The organism is Colwellia asteriadis, from assembly GCF_039523295.1.
Lineage (GTDB): Bacteria > Pseudomonadota > Gammaproteobacteria > Enterobacterales > Alteromonadaceae > Colwellia > Colwellia asteriadis.
In genome coordinates, this window is the sequence record NZ_BAAAFA010000002.1 from 51252 (window position 1) to 73839 (window position 22588).

Below are 22588 nucleotides of genomic sequence, written 5' to 3' on the forward strand. Positions count from 1 at the left end.
GGATATTATTTAATGAAGCTATTGCTAATTACTTTTACATTATTATTTTTACTCTCTGGTTGTTCGGTTAATATCACTAAAGATAACTTTATCTACCAAGATGAAAAGGTTGAAGTGCAGCTCGATTTAGCGGCGATTAGCGCTAAAATCACCAATGATGCCGATCTAACGACTGTTTCTACAGTATCGCTGGTCACTGATGCTGGTGAAACCTTAAAAGGCGTGCAATTACTGCATGAGAAGGCGCGTGTTAATATTGTGCTGTTTGGTGGCAGTGGTATGAAAATAAGCCAATCAGCTGCTATTTTAAATAACTTTGCGTCAATACCAGCCAATGTTATGTGGTTTGATTATCGCGGTGTTGGCGTGAGTGAACGCAAAGGTGAGCTTAATCTAGAAGATATTCTACAAGACTCATTACAGGTATTTGACTTAGCTAAGCGTAGTTTACCAACGAATATTCCAATGGTTGTACACGGTATTTCTATGGGCTCTATTGTTGGTAGTGCCCTTGCTAATGAACGTACGCTTGATGGTTTAGTGCTTGATGGCGCTATTAGTTCAGTACCTGAATTGGTTGAAAATACTGTACCAGCGTGGTCAAAAATATTTTCAACAGTTACGGTATCACCCGAATTAGCACAGCTTAATAATATTGATTTTATCAAGCAGTATAAAAATCCGTTGTTATTTTTGGCTGGTACAGAGGATACCATAACACCTATCGCTTTTTCACAAGCGCTATTTGATATTTCAGGCAGTGAAGTGAAAACGTTAGCTACTATTTCTGAATCTAAACACGGTATGAGCATGAAAAGTGCTGCGGCTATTAAAGCGTACACCGTGTTTATTGATCAGATTACTGGCTCTGGTGTACCTTAGCGCATTGCGTGAATATTCAGCTGTAATGGACCAATTTCACCTTGCGCGGGTTTAGCTTGCTTAAAGGGTAATTCATTGCTGTTAAAACTGAAGTTTGCCAAGGTGGCTGCGCCATCTTCTCGACTTACTTCTATGTGTAGCTGATATTCACCCATCGCGACTTTATTGCCGTAATCGTCGCGCCAATCCCAACTTAACTGATAATGACCTGGCTTGCGACTCGGTCGAGCAAGGCCATCGAGTAATAATTCATGATGACGTCCTGACTTTCGCCACCAGCGTTTATTGGTTTGTGCCCATTGCTCACTTTTACCTAGCATTAATAAGTTTTTTACTACTTGGCGTTTTGCATTGGTTATCCATACCGCAACATAGGGTTTTTCATAGTCATCAACATCTAACGCGGGAATGGTAAAGTCAAAACTAAACCTTGGAATATTTAATTGCGTATGTTTGTCTGCTGCGGTTGTCGCAGGTAACTGATAATGATGCCAACGGTTTGAAGCTAGTTGAAAGCCTTGCTCACTAATCACTAAAGCCTCAACGTTATCGAGTTGATTAACCCAGTCAATACCCGCTTGCATGGGCTTAGCGTTTAATGCCGTTGCTATTGCATCGGCTGTGGTTGCATCAGGGGCAATAACAATTGCTCCGGGTGCATTGTTTAGCGGCCAAGCATCACGTGGGTTAAGAATATGATGAAATTTTTGTTGTTTAATGAGGTAATGCCTACTACCAAAACCACTGGCGGCGATGGCTTGGTTAATCACTTTTATTTGTGCAATGGTTGCGTTGTCATGGGGTTTAAAAGGTTGGCTTATACCAATAGTGAAAGGTTTTTGTTGCTGTTGCCAATAGCGCCCATCACCACCAATATCAATACTGAGAGAGGTTAATGTTGGTAGGCTAGCTTTTAAATAAGCAAAGGCGTGGTCAATAATATAACCTTTTGCTAAACCGTTAATATCAAAATTGACGATTGTAGGTTGCGGTATCGTTTGCCAGTTTTCTATAGGTAAGTTAACGCTAAACTTTGCTTTACGCGCGGCTCTTGCAAGGCTGCGTAGCGCTTTTCTGTCGGGCAATATTTGGCTTTTTTGTGCATTTTTCCATAAGGATTGCGCCGCTCCTAATTTACAGCTGAAAGCATTACTACTGCGCGCTTGCCATAATTTACATAGGGTTAGTATTTGTTGTAGCTCTGCAGATAACTTACCGGTGAAGTCACCTCGGTTTAATTGACTTAGCTCACTATCGTTTTGATAGTTAGATAAGAGCATCTCTAAGCGTTTTATTTCGTCAAGGGCTAAGCTGACTTGTTGCTTAGCCTCTTGTTGAGTAACACCGCCAAGGGTGATGTCAGCTGAAGTGCCAAGTACCCCCTGTACTGTAAATTGTACTGTTTGAGGTGCGGCAAAAGCCACAGCACTCAAACCGTATAACAGCACTAACAGGTAAGCTTTTTTTAGCGGGTTGCTTTTCATAAATAGTAACTAATATTAACGAATAGGAGGTAATTGCGTACGCACGCTATAGCTTACTTAATGCCAGTAAACTGACTGGTAGCATTTGTTCATTAACAGCTTCTTCAAAACTTACCTGGCCGTTGTTGTCGGTATCGAAGTATGTGAAGTTAACTAACGCGTTTAATTGAAATTCGGCAACTGAAATTTGCTGATTATTGTTTTTATCTAAGCTGGCGAATAAGGGGGCGTTTTTATTCAGTTCAGCGGCTTTAATTTTGGCGATTTGTGTATCTAGGCGATCTTCAAATTCAGCAACGTATTCATCGTTAGTAAGGTCTTTATCACCATTTTCATCGGCTCTAGCAAAGTCGATATTACGTTTTTGTTGGTATTCAGCCCATGTAATTTGTTGATCATCATTTAAATCGTATTTGCCTAGCATGCCCGACTTACTATGGGTGGTTGGCATACGTACTACGCGCGTAGCATTACGCATTTGGCGCTTGCGTTTTTTCTCGGCTTTTTCGGCGTCAGTTAACGTTGATTTTTTTGTTGAAGTAAATGTGGGTTTTTTATCGTCGAGAGTAATAATACCGCTTTTGTCGGTATCATAAAAATCAAAGCTACGCTTAGCGGTGGCCATGTATTCGTCATACGACATTAAATTATTATCATTTTTGTCCATGGCATTAAAACGTACATGAGTTTGTTTAATGCTTTGTTTGCGGTCGTAATCTATTTTTTCTTGCAGGTTACGCTCAAAAAATTGTTGATGCTCGTTGGCGTCAATAACCTTATCTTGATTTTTATCGGCTTGTTCAAATAACGTCGCACGCGAGCTATAAAGCTCTTCAACATCAATAGTATAATCTTGATTACTATCGTACTGTGCCAACCAGCGATATTTTTCATTTTCAATATCAGTGGCTGCGGTTGCGCTAAGCATGAAACAAGTGCTGAATAAGGTTAGGGCTGTTTTTTTCATTTAAGTATTCCTCATACAAAGAGTTTTTATGTGTAATTAACGAGTTTATAGCGCAAGGTTTTCTACGGTTTTCAACCAACGTTCAGTAAAGGTTTTACTACTGGTTTTGCTGAAATCATCAATTGACCAAATGCTTATATTGCTGGTTAACTCGGCGCTTTTAGCTTTTATTTTGCTAATATATAAACTGTTTAAGCCATTATTTTTAGCTTGCGCTAACGTGACAATAGGTAGTGCAAAGCTGGCGGCAAAGTCGGCAAGTTCATCTTGCGCAACCACAAGTTGCTCAATCTCTTTTTCAAATAAAACATCATCAAGTTGCATTGATATTCCGCGCAGCTGTTGATTGATTTTCGCCGCATTATCATTAATGACTTTTGCTTGTTCAGGCCAAATAGCGGTTAAATCTCGGCGCAAAATACCCGTCATTAACAGCGCATTGTTTATATTCAACCAAAAATAACCGTGTTGATTTTCTTGATAAATAGCGACTTTTTCGCCTCCGGGCATTAATGCTTGGCCAATATCAATGTTAATGGTGTGAATGTTCTCTTTACGCAGAGCCGTGTAAAAAGATAGTTCTGGGCGCAGTGCATCAATACCAATAACCGCATTGACATTCGGTTGTATTTTGCTGGCATGTGTTGTCACCCAATTGCTTAAACGATTGATCGGTAAGCGTTTGGGCGGTAAATAATGAACAGTGATGGAGGTATTACTTAGCAATTGTACTAATAGGCTATGCGCGACAGGGATAACCGTGGCGACTGTTTGCTTAGGCTTACTGTGCACGCTGTTGTTAGTTTGCGCCGCGTAGCTAGTTGGTGCTGGTAGCAAGGTTGTGGTTAACACTAAAGAGAGTGTTATTAATGAAAACTTAAGTGAGTTAAGCATGAGCTGTTTTTCCTCGTGCGCCATGTAATATCAGGGTCATAACAAAGCAGGCACAAGCACATAAAATAATGGCAGGGCCAGTCGCAATAGCAAGTTGGAAGTGCATCGGTATTAATACGCCTGCTACCGCACTAAAAGTAGATATAGCGACAGAGCACAGCACCATAGAGCGAAGATCATGCGTAATTAGTCGTGCACTTGCTGCAGGTATTAGTAGTAATGCGCCGACTAAAATGGCACCAATAATTTTTACCGCGGCGACGGTAACTAGGGCGATTAATAGTACAAAACCGTAATCGTGCATTTTTACCGATATTTTGTTGTTATGGGCAATATCTGGCGCAAGAGCGACTAGAAAAGCCTGATTGCCAAAACGCCACGCGAGCGTAATAACCAATACAAACATAATGAGTAATACTTTAATATCACTGGCTGCTGCCATTAATACTGAGCCAAACAAAACCTGCTCAACTAAGTGGGCATTAACAAACTTGGCAACAAACATCAGTAACGCCGCACCAAGGGCTAAAGCAAATGAAAGAAATACCCCGATTAGTGCGTCATAAGGTACGGTGGTTCTACCGCGAACCCATTGCAATACCAACGCAAATAACACCGAAAAGGCAAATAAGCTTATCCAAGGTGCGGTAATTGGTTCACCAAGTAAAATACCAATAGAAACCCCCGTTAAGGCACTATGACCAACGGCTTCAGATAAAAATGCCAAACGCTTTACCACCACTAAGGTGCCTAGTGCGCCCAGTAATGGACCTATCATTAAACTTGCGATTAACGCGTTAATTAAAAAACCGTAGCTGAACATTTCAGGTAATAGGTTATTAGCGACTAAGTCGGCGAACACCTGATGAATATAATCTAACATTTAGGCGGTTCTCGCTTCATCGGTTTGGTTATTAGCAAGCAGCAAAGACTGTTGTTGGGCTTGCTCAAGAGATTGTTCAGTAAGTTGCTGTTGCAATACCTCGGTTGGGTTACCGCTTTTTTTCAAGCCACCATCAATGAAGTAGGCTTGATCACAGTATTGCTGTAACACTTGCCAGTTGTGCTCTACCATCACAATAGTCCCACCTTGTTTTTTAAAGTCGGTAAGTACAGCGAGGATTTTTTCTTGGCCAGCTTTGTCGATACCTGCTAACGGCTCATCAAGTAATAATAATGATGGCTTTTGCAGTAACGCACAGGCTAATAAAACGCGTTGACGTTCACCCATAGATAAAGTGCCGACACGATTATTGAGGAGTGTTTTAATGGCAAGTAATTCAACAACGTCATTAATTTCTGAGCGCTCTTTAAAACTTAACCACACTGGACGGTTTTGACTGTTGAGTCGCAAATAGTCGAGCACTGAAATAGGGAGTGATTGCTCAAAAGGCGCTAATTGCGGCATATAACCAATGATTGGCGCTTTGGTATTTGACCATAACATTGCAATACTGCCACTGTGCGGCATTAACCCAGCAATAGACTTTAATAATGTGCTTTTACCACCACCATTGGGGCCAACAATGCCATGCCATAAACCAGCAGACATAGTAGTTGAAACGGCAGAAAGTAAAGTTATTTTACCGAGCTGAATGCCAAGGTTATTAATTTCTATGGCAGGACCTGTGATGCCAACGGCAGCTAAGTTAGCCTTCACTGTGCGCTCCTTGGGGTTTGTTAGTCGCAAAGCTAATGGCTTGCGCGAGCATGTCCAAATTGTATTTCATTTCGTTGAGTACTAAGTCTTGGGTATATTCGCCATGAGTCATGTGAGAAAAGTGAAATAATTTCACACCCGTTTCTCGCTCTATAGTATGTACGGCACTGTTTTTCATATTTAATTCGGTAAATAGTACGTCAATATTTAGCGCTCTAATTTCATCAATCGTGCCTTGTAATTGTGATGCGGTTGGGGAAATACCATGAGCAGGTTCCACTACGGCAGCAACAGTTAAACCAAACTCTTGTAAAAAATAGCCGTAGGCATTGTGGGTGCTAGCAATTTTTACCTTGCTAAGATCTAACGCCATTAATTGTTGTTGTACGGGTTTTTTCGCTTTACGCAATTCTCGTGCATAACGCACCGCATTTTTTTGAAATAGCTTACCGTTTTCAGGATCTAGCTTAGCGAGCTCTTGCGCAATGGTGTAAACCTGACGAATGGCGGTATCAATACCCACAAAAGTATGTGAGTTAGCTTTACTTTTGCTATTGGCAAGTAGGGCAACAGACTTATTTGCTTCAATAAGTGTGAGTTTAGGTAATTTAATGCGCTGTACCGCCTCGAGTGCAAAATCATCATGGCCAATGCCATTAATTACTAGAGCATCGAGTTGTCTTAGGCGAGCAATGTCGGTTGGATTTAAGTGATAATTATGTGGGTTAAAGCCACTATCAATTAACGGGACTACCGTTGCTTTATCGCCGACCACAGCTTTTACATAGGAATAATATGGGTGCAGGGTAATGCCAATAGTTAATTGCTTGTTTGCTGCTTGAGTTGCCTCTGTTGCTTGCAGATAAAATGTGCTGAACAATGAACAGCTTAAAAACACTAGGAGGGTAATAAGTTTACGCATAAAGTATTGCCTTAATAGAATAAGTTAGGAGTGATGGGCTGCATCATGAGCAACATTGGCTTCGATAAACTGCCAGTGCTGTTGGCTTTTTTCACATAAATCTGCACTATTCTCAGCGACATTATTTTGAGTGTGTTGATCACTGTGACCACTATGGTTGGTATCTTGAGTGCGCCACGCTAATTGGTGACCACTTTTATCGAGCCATAACGCAATTTGATATTCAGTTGGCACATTACGATCAGCGCTAGCGGTAACCTTTGTAATAAAGCAGTTTGCTATAGGGCTACTAAAATGACGACTGTCAAACGGTACTACCGATGCTTGTTGTAGTTGCAGCAAACTAGGTTGGGCAGGTAATAGCTCGGCGTTAATTAAAAAATTGACCTCATCACCTGTACTGGTTAATTGATTAATAACAGCACTGATCTCTTTTGGAATAATCTTTATCGTTTGGTGCTTATCGTGGTGTTGCCAATATAATAAGCTGGCAGCCAGTGTAACGATGGCAATTACCGTTACAATAAACCATTGATCTTCAGATTTATTGTTGGTGCTAACCACTTCAAAGCGTTTAATTGAGTTCGGCATAGTCAAACTCCGCCGGTGACTCGTGACCGGGATCAAAAACGATGTAATATTCACCTTTAGGCGGTGTAAATGTGATTGAACCATCTGAGGCGGTGTTGATACTTAGCAAAGGCTCTTCATCATAATTGAAAACATTAAGAGTAACCTTGCCAGCTAAACTGCCATCGCTATAGCCAGCAACACATGAAAGCTGTTGCTGTTGGGCTGTAAGCTGGCAGTTTAATAAGGGAAAATGTGCTTGGGCTGCGAAGGTGAGCAACCCAAATAATAAAGTAGCAAGCTTAATCATTATTCAAAAATCACTTCAAAAGCATAAAATATACGAGTGACATCAAAATCTGCTAACTCATTAGTAGCGACTTTTTCATGATTGGTTTTTAATAAATAACGCCCACCGTTAGCTAAGGTAAAACTCGCAATACCTTCCTTGTTCGTTTTGATTTCTAACGCTTCAGGGTTTTTACGATATTGTGGCCCTTCTTGTTCAATAATAATCGTTTGATCGGCAACGGGCTCACCGTTAAATAAGGCTTTTACTTGTAGCGCTTCGTTGGTGACGTAATCAGAAGGGTGGGTAATGGCAATTAACTCAAAACCTTGGTTAGTTGGTGCTAACGCTTCAGTTGTCGGTGCTTGGTTAGTAACAAACGACATTGCTGTGGTGGCGTAACTACGGGTTTCAATGTCACGTGCACCTTTTGGCAATTTAGCGGCAGCTTCTACTTTATTAGCGCGCATATGCTTGTCTTTATCGCGTTTACCTATTTTATATTTAGTGAAGTAACTGGCTTCACGTTGGTAAAACAGTCCGTAAGTTCCTGCTTCGTTTACGGGTAAGTCAAAACTAGCACGACGTTGGCCTTGGTAATAAGGGCCAAAACGACGTAATGCTTTACCATCAACGCCTGTTACTTTTACGCCATTACTTGCCATAGCGAAGTCAGGACGAAAAGCGGTATGTGAGGCAGTAACATCAACAGCAACATGCGTAGGTTTTTCGGCATTAATGTTGAAGTAGCTTGGCCAAATATAAATATCGTGAGCCAGTGCTGGCGTGATAATTAAGGCGCTAGCAGTTAGAGTTAACGCGGTTCTTCTTAAGGTTTTAAGGGGAGTGAAATTCATGATTATTTTCCTACGTTTATGGTTACGTTACCAATTTCTGCATCAGCTTCTAAGGTATATTTTTGGTTTTTTTGGCTATTAATTTTTTGACGAAGTAATGATCTGCCACCGTCTTCACGTACCACTTCAATCATCAGGTTAAACGCTGTTAACTCACCAATGTCTAAAGTGACGCTGTATTCGCCGGGACCTTTTGTTGCTCCGGTTACACCGTCAGCAGGTAAGTCGCCATAACGACCGACTTTTCGCCACCAACGACGTATATCAACTAACCACTTGTCTTCATCGCGTTTGGTTAAATGCCATAATAATAAGGTGTCATTTTTTCCTTGAGCTTCGGTCCAAATGGCAACATAAGGTTTGTTGTAGTCTTGTGTTGAAAATTCAGGTAATGAAAAATCAACGGTAATCTCTTTCGCCAAAACTGGTGCTGCTATGGTTGCGCTGGCAATAAACGCTGCCAGCAAAAGTTGTTTGTTCATAAAGACTCCGTAACAATGCAATGCATTAGTGCATCAAATAAATAACAAAAATAAAAAAAACGCTGCCGCCGCTAAACCAAGCAATAGCTGGTTGGCGTTGTAAGCGATTAATGGCCACTAACCAAAAACCCGACAAGCAAAATAACACCATGGCAACTGCGCTAAGGTCAGATAAATACAACCATAACCCGTTGGTATGTTTTGCCCGGTGAACATTGTTTAACATGGCTAATAGAGACAACTGGCGTTGATCAATTATTATTGCTTGGTCATCAACCACGACCTCAATAACGGTATTACCTGCGGGACTGTCTAAGGCAATAATCAATAAGCGATCATAGTCGTCCCATTCAATTGAAAATTTTGTTGCTCGAATATCGTGATTAGCATCAAGCCATTGCAATAAAAGTAAGCCCTGTTGTTGAAAGTTATCGTCCCAGCTTTCAACGTTGTTTAACCATGTTGGCGCTGTGACGGTAGTTTTTTGCTTTTTACTTTGGGTTTTATCCCAATCAGGGTGGTTGAGAAACACGCCGGTAATCGCAAAAAACAACATCAGTAGCAATACTGGCATTGCGCTATAAATGTGTAATATCCGCATTAATGACGTAATGCGCGGTATTAAAGGATTACTAACGTGTGTGGTCACTACGAACACCTACTACAAAAAATTCGAGGCAAATAATACTAGTAAAAAGGTGGTTAATGCAATAGCATATGAGAATTATTCGCATTTATATTTGAGTGTTTTCGTGTTACCTCATTACTTACCTCGTTTTAGCATCAAAAAACCTGCTTTACCCTTTCAGGTCAGCGTACCTACAGATTCTTGCTTTAAGGTATTGGCATTGTTATTAAAAGTTTGTGCATATTTTTATTTAATGACGGGAATTTCGTTAGCGCTATTTACCTTACATTGGCAGTCATCAACGTTCGATTTTTCAGCGGTAAGACCAGAAAGGACGTTCATGACTCAACCCGTAGTAAGTGAACACCATGAGGTTGTAAAAACATTTCATTTAGCACCGAATGCGCGTTTTCAGATTAAGCACAAAGACAACCAATTATGGTTAACTATTGTTAAAAATAATGAGATTCATAACCAATTTTCAAGCCGAGAAACGGCAGCCATACTTACTCTTAAAATCTTGTATAACATTATGTTAGTGCTCTGCTTATTGGGTTTAACTAGTTTGTTGTTAACTTGTCAGCGTAAGGCTTTTAAACTGAAAACTTTGCTAGTGATTAGTGCCGTGCTATTTAGTCAGGCACTGTTGCCGTGGTCGGGCTTCTATTCTTTTATAATAACAAAGTTATTTTGGCCCATTGGAGGGGGAGTAACTTATTATATAGCGACTGAGCATTTATTTTATTTTATGGTTATTAGTGTTGCCACACTTTGTTATATACCATCATTGGTACGCCAATATCAGCAAAGTTTGCTTGGGCAAGCGCAAGACGATAACCGTAATCATTCTTTAATTGCTTATGCGAGCCAGTCGGGTACTGCCGCAGCAATTGCTAAAAGTATTGCTAAGCAGTTGCCAAGCACAAGTCGTTATCATATTACGTGTGTTTCTTCGCTACAGGCTCAACAATTAAGCAATTATCAGCAAGTACTTTTACTGGCTTCGACATACGGCGATGGTGAGCCACCAGAGCTAGCGCGAGGCTTCATCAGCTCGTTACACCAGCTAGAGCACTCATTATCAACGGTGAAATATTCGGTGCTGGCTTTTGGTGATAAGCAATACCCTCAATATTGTGCTTTTGGTCATCAGCTATGTGCTATTTTGCGAGAAAAAGGCGCGCAAGCATTAATGCCCGTCACCGAAATTAATCAAGGGAATCAAGTAAGTATTCAGTTGTGGTGGCAACAGTTAACTAATGTTTTAGGTTGGCATAATTCAACATTAGAAAAGTCATGGCAACAGCAGTCAGTTATTAGTAATACTTGTTTAAATCCTCATAGCACTAGCCGTCATGCACACCACATTAGCTTAATGGCACAAGAACATGATTTTTCGCCTGGCGATTTAGTGGAAGTTTTACCTAGACAAAGTGCTACTGCTATTGAAAATAAGCTACTCCGTTGTGGGTGGGCGCCTTCAACAATTGTGACACATCATAATCAATCTAGATCATTACTTGCAGCATTACAGCAGTTGAATTGGCAACATGAACAAGCTGATACACCGCAAGCTTTAGTTGATAAATTACCCGAGTTAAGCGCAAGAACTTACTCTATTGCCAGTTGTGCAGATCAAGGGGTGATTGATTTATTAGTAAGACAGGTGGTTAAAGCTGATAATAGTGTTGGTTTATGCTCAGGCTATTTAGCGCAACTGTCAGCACAAGACACGTTAACCATGGTGATAAAAAAGCATCATCACTTTCATCCTCCATCGGTGCAAACACCTATTATTATGATTGCTGCAGGTACTGGGTTAGCCCCTTTTATCGGTTTTCTTGAGCAAAGGCTACGCGCTACCAAGTGTGCCGATGCTTGGCTTATTATGGGGGAGCGCGATGCACAGCATGATAATTATTTTGATCAGCAGTTAACGTGTTTTGAACAGCAAAGCTGTTTACATAAACGACAGCATGCGTGGTCACAAAGTAGTGAAAGTAGCGCTCACAAGGCAAAATATGTCGATGAGATTATTATTGCTGAGCAAGTTGAAATTAGACAATGGCTGCTTAAACAAAACGCTCAACTTTATTTGTGTGGCAATGCCAGTACTTTAGGGGCTAGTTGTGATGCAGCGTTAGCTGATATTTTAGGTGCTAATATCTTTAAGCGGTTAAAGCAGCAACAGCAAATAAAATACGATTTGTATTAGTTTAGGTATTGAATGCAAATATTATGCTGTAGGTAAATAAGTAAATCGCTATTTTCAAGTTAATAAAAGGGTTTAATGTAATGTAAGGTTGCAATTGTTTTGAGTTCATTAATACTTAGTGTATTAATGAATACAGAGGCAACTTATGCGAGATATTTTTTAATGCTTTACTCAGCATTAGCAAAGGGATTTTTGTTAAGTTATAAGCCCTTAAGGGCATGGATATGTATTTTTCATACGCTATTTTATAGTTTACTTTCTGTTGCTGTGATGGCACAAACAGTTGATGACTTTCGTTATGCGAGCCCACTATTTAAAAAAGTTGACGATAAAGGTAAGCTTATTGGTGGCGTCATTACTTCCGGTATTGAAGCTGAAAATGGAATTTTTTGGTTTGGTAGTCAATATGGTTTAATGAGTTTTGATGGTTACCAATTTAGGCGCTATGCCCATCAACCTGATAATAGCAATACTCCTGCAGCAAACTATATTATTGCGTTGGCACAAGATAAGCAGGGTTATATTTGGCTTGCTACTCGCACCTCAGGTTTGAGTCGTTATTCTCCTCGTGAACAGAAATTTATTCATTTTAATACCCAATCAACCCAGTTAAAACTACGTACAAATACCTTGCGTACTTTGCGTTTCGATCATCAAGGTTACTTATGGTTAGGTCATGAGTTAGGCGTTGATAAAATAGATACCGAAAAGCTCACTATAACTTCGTTTGATTTTCCTATTGCCAATAGCATCAGCTTTTATATTTCACCTGAAAAAGACGGAAAAATAATTGCAGGTAGTACTAAGGGACTTTTTATAAAAGAGGTAAATAGTGACAAATTTGAGTTAGTTGAAGCACTGAAAAACATTGATGTTAGAAGTATTTATCAGGCTAAAAATGGCAATTACTGGTTAGGAACCAAGCAAGGTTTGCGGCTTTGGGATGGAAAAAATAGTGTTAGTTTAATTGATAGTGGAGCGCACGATTTAAATAATACTTATATCCGCACTATTGTACCGCAAAGTAATGGAAAGGTTTGGGTCGCTAGTTATGGTAAAGGTTTAGCGTTGTTTCATGAAGATGATGTTCGGTTGATTAAACAGTTCAAACATGATCCTTCTGATGATACCAGCTTAGCTTTTGATGATGTTGGCACTATTCTATTAAGTGCTAATGGCACGTTATTGATTGGTACTTGGGGCGGCGGCTTACAGCTATTAAACACCCTAACTAGTGATAGTTTTGTGATGATGCGCCATAGCCTGCAGCATCAGCATGGATTGAGCTTTGCCAATGTCCGCACTATTCTTGAGTTAAATGACGGACGACTATTAGTCGGAACCACGGGTAACGGTTTAGATTTAATTGATCCTAAAAAAGGGCGTATCGCTAATATTCAGCAAAGTGTAACAGGCAAAACTTTTAGTAATACGGTTTCTTTAGCGCAGCAAGACGATAAAGTTGTTTGGGTGGGTACTGCCTCTTCCGGTTTGTTACAGCTTGACTTAACCACCTTAACACTGACATCAGGTTTTGTTAAAAATATTGTTGATGATGCCGTATTACGTTTACTGACGTTACCCGACCAAAGTTTACTGGTTGGCACCAACAAAGGGGTTTGTAAAAAGGCGTTTAATAGTGATAGCTGTACTGAGCTAAAAAAAACTGACGGCAGCTTAATGGGCGACACCGTTACCGCCTTAGTTGCTGATAAATATAATAATGCATGGATTAGTACCCATAATGGCGTTTATCGTTTAAGGGATAATAGTACCGTATTAGATCATTATAAAGTGGGTGAGACTGAGGCAAGCTTAAGCCATAATTATGTTTTAGGTATGGTAGCAACTCAGCAAGATAAAATGTGGTTAGCAACAAGTATAGGGTTTGATTCTGTTACTCACCTTAGCGCTAACAAGCCAAGATTTAAACGTCATAAAGCTGAATTAGATATAGGAAACAATAAACCTGGCGCTAATATGTTGCTTGATGAACAAGGGCGTATTTGGAGTGGAACCAGTTTATTGGAGCCAACTAATAAAAGGTTTCTTCACTTTAATAGTGCTCTTGGAATTGATATTGGTACCGCGTGGTTAGGCTCGTATACACAATTACGTTCTGGGTTAATGGCATATGGCGGCACTAAAGGCGTACTTATTGTCGATCCCACTCAATTTAGTGATGAAATTGCATCTTCATCACTATTGTTCACACGCTTTAGAATTAATGATGAAGAAGTGCCCTTAGCACGGTTAGATCAGCTTACCTTATCACCACAAGAAAATGAGATAAGTCTTCAAATTGCGAGTCCAGATATACAACACTCTCAAGAAATTGAGTATCAATATAAGCTTGTAGGACAAGACAATAAATGGCGTACTTTAGAAAACAATACGCGAGAAATTCATTACAGCAATTTAGCACCGCAGCATTATCAGTTACAAATTAAAGCAAACTATACAAAATATTCTGCGTTGATAGCACCATTAACACTAAGCTTTACCGTGCAGCCACACTATTGGCAAACATGGTGGTTTGGCCTAGTTATTTTATGCTTATTATTACTTATTGTGGCGCTTGTTTTTCGCTGGCGTATTGGTTTAGTACGCGCACAGGCTTTACAGTTAGAAGCTTTGGTTAATACACGTACCCATGAAATTGAGGTGATTAATCAAATAGGCAAAAAATTAACCACGCAGTTATTATTAGAAGATTTATTCAATGATATTTATACGCAACTAAGCAAAATTTTCATCGCGGATCGTTTTGGCATAGGTTTACTTAATCATGAGCGTAATCAGTTGGTGTTTGATTATGCGGTTGAGCGTGGTGTACGTTATCAAAGTTATGTGCGGGATATGGAAAAAACAGGACAATTAGCGGTTTACGCGGTACAGCACAACCAATCGGTTTTAATTAATGATTACCAAACGCAATACCAACGCTATTATTCTGTAGAAGACAACTCACAGCATCAATTATCTAGCGGCCTAACAGAACAAGCGGTTGCCTCTATGATGTATGTTCCTATGCAAAGATCAGGCTCAGTACTGGGGGTGCTGAGTATTCAAAGTATTACTAAGAATAGTTACAGTGAACACGACCTCACATTGTTGGAAACCTTAGCTTCTTATGCGTCTATTGCTGTAGAGAATGCACGATCACATCAAGACTTATTGGCTTTACATCAACAGTTGAAACTGAATATTGATGAGTTACAACAAACACAGCAGCAATTGATATTGAATGAAAAAATGGCATATTTGGGGCAATTAGTTGCGGGTGTTGCTCATGAAATCAATACCCCTATTAGCATTGGCATTACCGCTGCAAGTTTATTAGAAGATATGCGAGCAAATATAGACGCTCATGTTAAAAATAATACCTTGAGTAAATCAACACTCGATAATTTTTTAAATGAATCCCAACAAAGCCTACGCTTGATTCAAAATAACGCTGAACGAGTTGCCATATTAGTTCAGCGCTTTAAGCAACTTGCTGAGCAAGATGGTGACGATCGTTTAAAAGACATTAATCTTGCGGCGCTTTGTCAAAGTGTTATTAGTAATGTTCGCGGTACAATGGAAGACAATGCCTTACAAATACATTTAAGAGTCAATGATGCCGTTGTGATTAAAACCTATCCAATGATATTAGGGCAGGTGTTGTTTATTTTAATACAAAATGCGTATTCTCATGCTTTTAATGATAAGAAAGGTAAGGTTTCTATTGAAGGGGCTGCGGTTGAAGATCATTATGTTTTACGGGTAATAGATGATGGCTGCGGTATTGATACAGAGGCACTTGCGAGAATATTTGAACCTTTCTACACCACTAAACGTCATCAAGGAGGTACAGGCTTAGGTCTAAGTATTGCCTTTAATTTAGTGAACACCACACTTAATGGTCAATTAAGCTGCCAAAGCACGTTAGGGCAAGGCACTGTATTTGAAATTAAATTACCTAAACTTAAATGAACATAAAGGGGCTTTTGTCTGTTGAGTAAATGCAGTAAAGTGCGACAAAGCCCGTCAAATAACACAACATCATGAACAAGCAAGCTAATTTAATTACTGAGCTAGATAGCTTAGTTTCCGAAGGGCGTAATCCCGCGACTATGGATATTGATTTACTCGATACCAGCACATTACTAAGTCGCATCAATAACGAAGATCAAAAAGTAGCCCTAGCAGTGCAAGCAGTACTGCCACAAATAACGCTGGCAGTTGATGCTATTGTGAGCGCTTTTTCACAAGGTGGTCGCTTAATTTTTATTGGTGCAGGCACTAGCGGTCGTTTAGGTGTATTAGATGCTGTGGAGTGTGTACCTACGTTTAGTGTGTCAGACCAACAAGTTGTTGGCATTATTGCTGGCGGTGAAAAAGCTATTTTTAAAGCGGTTGAAGGTGCTGAAGATAGCACCAGCTTAGTGCTTGATGATTTAAAAAATATTAATCTCAATGCAAAAGATGTACTGGTTGGTTTAGCTGCTAGCGGTAGAACGCCTTATGTTTTATCGGGTTTGGCGTATGCAAAATCATTAGCGGTTACTACGGTTGGTATTGCTTGTAGCCCAGATACTCCCGTGCTTAGTCAGGCTGATATTGCTATTTGTCCTGTGGTTGGCCCAGAAGTTTTAACCGGTTCCACGCGATTAAAATCAGCGACGGCGCAAAAAATGGTGTTAAATATGCTAACCACCGCAAGTATGATTAAAAGCGGTAAGAGTTATCAAAACTTGATGGTTGATGTAAATGCCAGTAACGAAAAGCTTTATGCGCGTGCGATACGTATTGTTATGCAAGCGACTGGCTGTGATTACGACACAGGCAAAGCCGCTTTAGTGCAAGCTGACAATAGCGCTAAACTAGCTATTTTATTAGTTGAAACTGGCATTGATGCGGAACAAGGTCAGCGATTATTAGCACAGAATGATGGCTTTTTACGTTTAGCGATTAATGAAGCCCTTGGTGATTAATTGCCACTTACTCATAGTTAATGCACTGGTTTGATAATGAAAGAAATAGTAATTCCCATGATTTTCCTGCGTAATATTTTAGTGGCCTTATTGATGTGCTTTGCCGTTCAAGCATGTCATGTAGCGCCGCTTGAAAAACCACAAACATTAGTGGTTGGCGCTGAACAGCCTGCATTGTACTTACCCAAGTTGGCAGGTAAACGCGTTGGCTTAGTCGTTAATCAAACCTCAAGAGTAAATAATCAACACCTAGTTGATTTTTTACTCGCGCAAGGCATTAATGTACAGGTTATTTTTGCGCCGGAGCATGGTTTTCGTGGTGATCATGATGCTGGAGAAAAGTTTAATAACAGTATCGATCAACAAACAGGCGTACCGTTAGTGAGTATTTATGGCAAAAGTAAAAAACCTGCTGTAGAGGTAATGGCGTCGGTTGATATTATTGTTTTTGATATTCAAGATGTAGGCGTGCGTTATTACACGTATATCAGCTCAATGCACTACATGATGGCAGCGGCCAGTGAGGCCAATATTGGTTTTATGGTGCTCGATAGGCCTAACCCTAACGGCATGTACATTGACGGACCTGTTTTAGAGCATGAATTTCAATCCTTTGTTGGGATGCATGCTATTCCTTTATTACACGGTTTAACCGTGGGTGAATTAGCAAAAATGATTGTTGGTCAGGGTTGGCTTAATACTGACAAACCATTGGCATTAACGGTTATTCCAATCGCAAACTATCATCATCAAATGCCTTATTCATTGCCTATCAAGCCTAGCCCTAACTTACCGAATGATCTGGCTATTGCGCTGTATCCCTCATTAGGCTTTTTTGAAGCAACCCCCATAAGTATTGGTCGAGGCACACCATATCCCTTTCAAGTGATTGGGCATAATAAAACGTCATTAGGTGATTATACTTTTATGCCCGTTTCAACTCCTGGCGCGGCAATAAAACCTAAGTTGATGAATGAAACATTAACTGGGCAGCGCTTTTATCAAAGCGCTCAGACCAATCATGGCGGTTTAACATTGCGCTATGTTATACAGTGGCATCAAGCATTTGCTCAACAGCATGAGACTTTTTTTCAACACCCAAAATTTATGGATAAATTAGCGGGTACCGACAAGTTACGTAAAGCCATTATTGCCGGGAAAACCGAAAGTGAAATTAAAGCAAGTTGGCAACCCGCGTTAACGGAGTATAAAGCTCTCAGGCAACAATATTTATTATATAAGTAACCTGTCTTGGCTTAACAAATGTTTCTCTAGCGGCTTTTTCCTAACTTCTTCGTTAAATTTACTTGCAATAGGTCAGCTATTGACGCGAAATTTGTCTTGCTTCCCATATGAAAAAATAAATACTATCAAGCTAGGTACTCAGAAAAGTAACTTTTGCTGATATTTCAAATTGTTAAATATATCTTAAGCGAGCTCAGGTTATAGTGAACAGCGTATTAACAAGTAATAGCGCAATATCATTTCTCTGAATAATCAAAATAATTACGCCTGTGTTATTTATTGAGCGTCAGTGAAGTACGCATGATATATTTTCAAGTGATGCCTTTAAGCGATAGGGTAAAAGGATAGAATCACTCAACAGGAGCGCGCGTTAATGATTAAAAACTTTACCAATTTTTTGATGGTTATTAAAACCATACTCACCAAAGAAAATATTATTGATAAAGATATTCAACGCTTTGCTTATGGCACTGATGCTAGCTTTTATCGGTTGGTACCTAAAGTTGTGTTACGTGTTGACTCGCAGCAGCAGTTGAGCCAAATAATGCGCACAGCCAGTGATAATAACGTTGCCGTTACTTTTCGTGCGGCAGGCACTAGCTTGTCTGGGCAAGCAATTACTGATTCAGTGTTAATTATTTTAAGTCGCGCTTGGCAAGGCATTACTATTTTAGATAGTGGCGATAAAGTTTGCTTACAGCCTGGAGTTATCGGCGCTAGTGCTAACAAAGCACTCAGTCAGTATCATCGGAAAATTGGTCCCGATCCCGCTTCAATTAATAGCTGTAAAGTAGGGGGGATTGCCGCAAATAACTCATCTGGAATGTGTTGTGGTGTTAAAGATAATAGCTATCATACATTGGCGGATATTAAACTTATTTTTGCCGATGGCTCAACCCTTGATACCGCAGACAGCGATTCTATCGCTACATTTAAACAAAACCACGCAACATTAATTAATGGTTTAATGACTATTGCTGCCGATATACAAGCGCAGCCTGAACTTTTAAGAAAAATACAGCATAAATACCGTTTAAAAAACACCACAGGTTACGGGGTTAATGCCTTAGTAGAGTTTAGTGATCCTATTGATATTATTAGTCATTTAATGATTGGTTCAGAGGGAACTCTCGCTTTTATTGCTGATATAACTTACCACACCGTAAAAGTGATGCCGCATAAAGCCACGGGCTTGTATGTTTTTGATGATATTAATGTTACTTGTCAGTTGGTTAATTTGCTGGCGAATGAACAGGTTGAAGCGATTGAATTGATGGATAGCCGAGCGCTAAATTCAGTAAAATCACATTTAGCGGCACTGATGGACTTTGATGAATTACCCAACAACAGTGCTGCGTTATTAATTGAATTTGCGGCAGACTCCGCGGAAAATTTGCGTGTATTACAACAAAAAATAGCTTCTCATCTTAATAGCCAGAGCAAACATTTACTCACTTGTCGCGAATTTACTAGCGAGCCGGCCATTATTGAAGCTCTATGGAAAATACGTAAAGGCACTTTTCCTGCGGTTGGCGCTCATCGTCAAGCGGGCACTACGGTTATTATTGAAGATGTCGCTTTACCATTAGCGCGTTTAGCTCAAGGTATTGCTGATTTACATCAACTGTTTGATAAATATCACTACGATGAGGCGATAATTTTCGGTCATGCGTTAGCGGGTAATTTGCACTTTGTTTTTACTCAAGCATTTGACAGTGCCGCTGAAGTGGCGAGATATCGAAATTTCATGGACGAGGTTACTCAGTTAATTGCCGTTGAATATCAAGGCTCGCTCAAAGCAGAGCATGGCACGGGGCGTAATATGGCGCCTTTTGTTGAGCTGGAGTGGGGCACTGCTATTTATCAAATGATGCGTAAAGTAAAGCAACTTTTTGATCCGCTAAATATTTTAAATCCCGGAGTCATTATTAATGATGATGGCAACGCGCATATCAGTCATTTAAAAACTATGCCAACAGCTGATGATATTATTGATAAATGTATTGAGTGTGGTTTTTGTGAATCAGTATGCCCTTCAGAAAATTATACCCTAACACCAAGACAGCGCATTACTCTGTGGCGACATATTAAAGACCTTGAAGAAAAACAAACAAGCACTGGCTTAAATGAGCAAGAGCGTAAATATTATCAGGATCTGATTAGCGATTATCAGCATTTTGGTATTGATAGCTGTGCAGCAACCGGTTTATGCGGACAAGAATGCCCAGTAGGTATTAATACTGGAGAATTTATCAAATCATTACGTGCAGCGAAACAAACGAAAACATCTACGATTATTGCCACTAAGGCGGCAGCTCATTTTAGTGGCGTTAGCCAGTTAGCTAAAGTAGGGCTTAATGTCACCGCTTTAACACGTAAAACTATTGGAGAAAAAGCACTTACTAAAAGCTTTGCCGCCGTTAATAAGTTGAGTGCTAATACAATTCCGCTTTGGTATCCAGCGTGGCCTAAGGGCGCCGAAACGGACAAAAAAATTAGTGAATATCATAGTGAGAAAGTCATTTATATTCCCGCATGCGCTAATCGAATTTTTGCGACAGACAATACCAGTAAAGACCAGCGCCCGATTCAACAAGTGATGCGCTCGGTATTAAATAAAGCACGTGTACAAGTAGTCATACCTGAAAATATCAATAAATTTTGCTGTGGTATGCCTTGGGCTTCAAAAGGGTTACCTGACATAGCACAGCAAAAGGCTGATGAATTCATTGCCATGTTAATGGCATGCTCAGAGCAAGGTAAATGGCCAATTGTTACCGACGCTAGTCCCTGTGCGCTAACACTTGATGAAGCCAATCAAACGCTTAAAATTTATGAAGCGAGTGAGTTTATTGCACAGTTTGTGTTAGACAAGCTGAATATTTCTCCTTCTAATGATCCCTTTATGCTGCATAAAACCTGTAGTAGCCAAAAGTTAGATGGGGGAGTGCACTTAATGAGAATTGCTCAGCAATGCAGTACTAATATTGTCGTGCCTAATGACATCAATTGCTGCGGCTTTGCTGGTGATAAAGGCTTTTTTGTGCCTGAACTGAACAAAAGTGCCTTAGAACCCCTTAAAGCGCAAATTCCGTCAGGTTGTCAGCGGGGGTTAAGTAATAGTAGAACTTGTGAAATAGGTTTAAGCGCACACAGTGATATTAGCTACCAATCGTTTTTATACTTGCTTGATGAAGTAAGTGAACCGCTTTAATTACCAAAATTACCGTAGGCGTTAGGGGTTATGTAAACTATCGAGGTTACACCAAATGCTAAAATGACGGTGATTAAAGCGCTTATCGGTCGCGGTGTACCAAGTGGAAGCTTCATGAGCAACTAAAGTGAATTTTTTTTTATGACCATTAATCGCAACATGACAAATAAGCTTTTCTAGGGTTTTGTTAACCACTTGTACTTGGGCGAACCCCTTAGCAGTACGTTGATGTTTAACGGTAATTTTGGGGATCGCGAAGGCATTAATAGCAAATAATAAAAGTATTAGCGGACTCAGTCTTAGCATAAATTAGCTTGTTTACATCATTATCAGTAATTATTTTTAAGTTTAGCATTGAAAGCAGAATTAGCGTCACCATAACTTATAACAACGCAGTAATTAATGAATAGTATCAATCACGCTAGTTATGAAGTTTCGTGACATTCTGGTTATCGCAATTCAATTACAACATTATAAATATGCTACTTAAGCATTAACAAGAGATATAAACATGGCTAATTTTGTACCAGTAAGAAAAGAACAACACCAAAACCTTAAACTTGCAACACAGCGTAATTTAGCACATGTTGCTAACCAACATATCGTGCCAGTAACAGCGGCAGAATATGCACAAGCTTCAGCGAGTTTTCCTGTTGTTTTAGTTAAAAATCCTGATTCGCCACGTTACCGTAGTATCGCTATGTTAGGTTTAGAAAGCGGTGAAAACTTATTTTACCAAGATGAAAAATGGACAGGTTTATCTGTGCCGCTAAGCATTGGTATGGCACCTTTTGCATTAGGTATTGACCCAGATAAAGAAAATACATTAACCGCTTGTATTGATGTTGACAGTGAGTTTGTTGGCGAAGATAAAGATATCGCCTTATACGACGCTGAAGGTAAAGAAACAGAAACATTAACAAATGTTCAACAGTCATTAGGTCGTTTATATGACAACGAGCGTATGACTGAGAACTTCATCAAAGAATTAGAAGAAAACAACTTATTACAAGAACTACAGTTAAACATCGATTTAAGTAACGGTGAAAAGAAAAAGCTAGTGGGTATTTTCACGATTAATGAAGATAAAATTAGAGATCTTTCTGACGAGAAAGTTGTAGACTTCCATAAACGTGGTTTATTTGTACCTATTTATGCAATGTTAGGTTCGTTAGGTCAAATTAACCGTTTAGTACAGTTAAGAAATCTTACCTCTGCAACTAAAGTAACCTCTGTGCAAATGGCACCAGTAGCACAAGAAGAAGCAAAGGCAGAAACAGCTGAAAGCTAAGTAATACTT

The 22588-nt window shown here is 39.8% G+C and carries 19 protein-coding genes; 7 read left to right on the forward strand and 12 right to left on the reverse strand.

The window, feature by feature from the left end; genetic code table 11:
• The first annotated feature begins 12 nt into the window (after positions 1–12).
• Positions 13–882 (forward strand): alpha/beta hydrolase, encoded by an 870-nt coding sequence (locus tag ABD005_RS03370; protein WP_343814958.1) that lies wholly within the window; start codon positions 13–15, stop codon positions 880–882.
• On the opposite strand, the gene ABD005_RS03375 is transcribed toward ABD005_RS03370, so the two are convergent.
• Genes ABD005_RS03375 through ABD005_RS03425 form a run of 11 tightly spaced genes read right to left on the reverse strand, consistent with a single transcriptional unit; the run spans position 879 to position 9656 of the window.
• The gene (locus tag ABD005_RS03375) at positions 879–2366 is read right to left on the reverse strand and encodes a DUF2271 domain-containing protein (RefSeq protein WP_343814960.1); all 1488 of its coding nucleotides are present in this window, start codon (positions 2364–2366) and stop codon (positions 879–881) included. The two genes, ABD005_RS03370 and ABD005_RS03375, sit on opposite strands and share 4 nt — an antisense overlap.
• A gap of 46 nt (positions 2367–2412) precedes the next feature.
• Positions 2413–3333 (reverse strand): hypothetical protein, encoded by a 921-nt coding sequence (locus ABD005_RS03380; RefSeq protein WP_343814963.1) that lies wholly within the window; start codon positions 3331–3333, stop codon positions 2413–2415.
• Between the two features lie 45 nt (positions 3334–3378).
• On the reverse strand, positions 3379–4227 hold the full coding sequence (locus tag ABD005_RS03385; protein WP_215978468.1) for a metal ABC transporter solute-binding protein, Zn/Mn family: 849 nt from the start codon (positions 4225–4227) through the stop codon (positions 3379–3381).
• Positions 4220–5110 carry a metal ABC transporter permease gene (locus tag ABD005_RS03390; protein WP_343814968.1) on the reverse strand — a complete coding sequence of 297 codons (891 nt, stop codon included), beginning with the start codon at positions 5108–5110 and terminating at the stop codon, positions 4220–4222. The genes ABD005_RS03385 and ABD005_RS03390 overlap by 8 nt, the downstream gene beginning before the upstream one ends.
• On the reverse strand, positions 5111–5887 hold the full coding sequence (locus tag ABD005_RS03395) for a metal ABC transporter ATP-binding protein (RefSeq protein WP_343814970.1): 777 nt from the start codon (positions 5885–5887) through the stop codon (positions 5111–5113). It lies immediately after the preceding gene.
• Positions 5877–6809, reverse strand: coding sequence for a metal ABC transporter solute-binding protein, Zn/Mn family (locus tag ABD005_RS03400; protein ID WP_343814972.1), 933 nt, complete (start codon positions 6807–6809; stop codon positions 5877–5879). Before ABD005_RS03400 ends, ABD005_RS03395 begins: the two co-directional genes overlap by 11 nt.
• 24 nt (positions 6810–6833) lie before the next feature.
• Positions 6834–7400: a hypothetical protein gene (locus ABD005_RS03405; protein ID WP_215978472.1), complete on the reverse strand. Its 567-nt coding sequence runs from the start codon at positions 7398–7400 to the stop codon at positions 6834–6836.
• Positions 7384–7689: a hypothetical protein gene (locus ABD005_RS03410; RefSeq protein WP_343814976.1), complete on the reverse strand. Its 306-nt coding sequence runs from the start codon at positions 7687–7689 to the stop codon at positions 7384–7386. Before ABD005_RS03410 ends, ABD005_RS03405 begins: the two co-directional genes overlap by 17 nt.
• Entirely contained in the window at positions 7689–8525 is an 837-nt protein-coding gene (locus ABD005_RS03415; RefSeq protein ID WP_343814979.1) for a DUF4198 domain-containing protein, read from the reverse strand. Before ABD005_RS03415 ends, ABD005_RS03410 begins: the two co-directional genes overlap by 1 nt.
• A 2-nt stretch (positions 8526–8527) precedes the next feature.
• Positions 8528–9007, reverse strand: coding sequence for a DUF2271 domain-containing protein (locus ABD005_RS03420; protein WP_343814982.1), 480 nt, complete (start codon positions 9005–9007; stop codon positions 8528–8530).
• A gap of 25 nt (positions 9008–9032) precedes the next feature.
• The gene (locus ABD005_RS03425; RefSeq protein ID WP_343814985.1) at positions 9033–9656 is read right to left on the reverse strand and encodes a PepSY-associated TM helix domain-containing protein; all 624 of its coding nucleotides are present in this window, start codon (positions 9654–9656) and stop codon (positions 9033–9035) included.
• 199 nt (positions 9657–9855) lie between these two features.
• Here ABD005_RS03425 and ABD005_RS03430 point away from each other — a divergent pair, with 199 nt between their 5' ends.
• From ABD005_RS03430 to ABD005_RS03450, 5 genes are all read left to right on the forward strand, one after another.
• Positions 9856–11850, forward strand: coding sequence for a flavodoxin domain-containing protein (locus tag ABD005_RS03430; RefSeq protein ID WP_343814988.1), 1995 nt, complete (start codon positions 9856–9858; stop codon positions 11848–11850).
• Positions 11851–11976: 126 nt separating this feature from the next.
• Positions 11977–15828 carry a sensor histidine kinase gene (locus ABD005_RS03435; protein WP_343814991.1) on the forward strand — a complete coding sequence of 1284 codons (3852 nt, stop codon included), beginning with the start codon at positions 11977–11979 and terminating at the stop codon, positions 15826–15828.
• 71 nt (positions 15829–15899) lie between these two features.
• The gene (murQ, locus tag ABD005_RS03440; protein WP_343814994.1) at positions 15900–16829 is read left to right on the forward strand and encodes an N-acetylmuramic acid 6-phosphate etherase; all 930 of its coding nucleotides are present in this window, start codon (positions 15900–15902) and stop codon (positions 16827–16829) included.
• 36 nt (positions 16830–16865) lie between these two features.
• Positions 16866–18074: an exo-beta-N-acetylmuramidase NamZ family protein gene (locus ABD005_RS03445; protein ID WP_425544878.1), complete on the forward strand. Its 1209-nt coding sequence runs from the start codon at positions 16866–16868 to the stop codon at positions 18072–18074.
• A gap of 373 nt (positions 18075–18447) precedes the next feature.
• A complete protein-coding gene (locus ABD005_RS03450) occupies positions 18448–21288 on the forward strand; it encodes an FAD-binding and (Fe-S)-binding domain-containing protein (RefSeq protein WP_343814997.1) in 2841 nt (946 codons plus the stop codon).
• Between the two features lie 21 nt (positions 21289–21309).
• Here ABD005_RS03450 and ABD005_RS03455 read toward each other — a convergent pair whose 3' ends face one another.
• Positions 21310–21594 carry a hypothetical protein gene (locus tag ABD005_RS03455; RefSeq protein WP_343815000.1) on the reverse strand — a complete coding sequence of 95 codons (285 nt, stop codon included), beginning with the start codon at positions 21592–21594 and terminating at the stop codon, positions 21310–21312.
• Between the two features lie 205 nt (positions 21595–21799).
• Between ABD005_RS03455 and ABD005_RS03460 the strand changes: the two genes are divergently transcribed.
• The gene (locus tag ABD005_RS03460) at positions 21800–22579 is read left to right on the forward strand and encodes a SapC family protein (protein ID WP_215978419.1); all 780 of its coding nucleotides are present in this window, start codon (positions 21800–21802) and stop codon (positions 22577–22579) included.
• Positions 22580–22588: the final 9 nt, after the last annotated feature.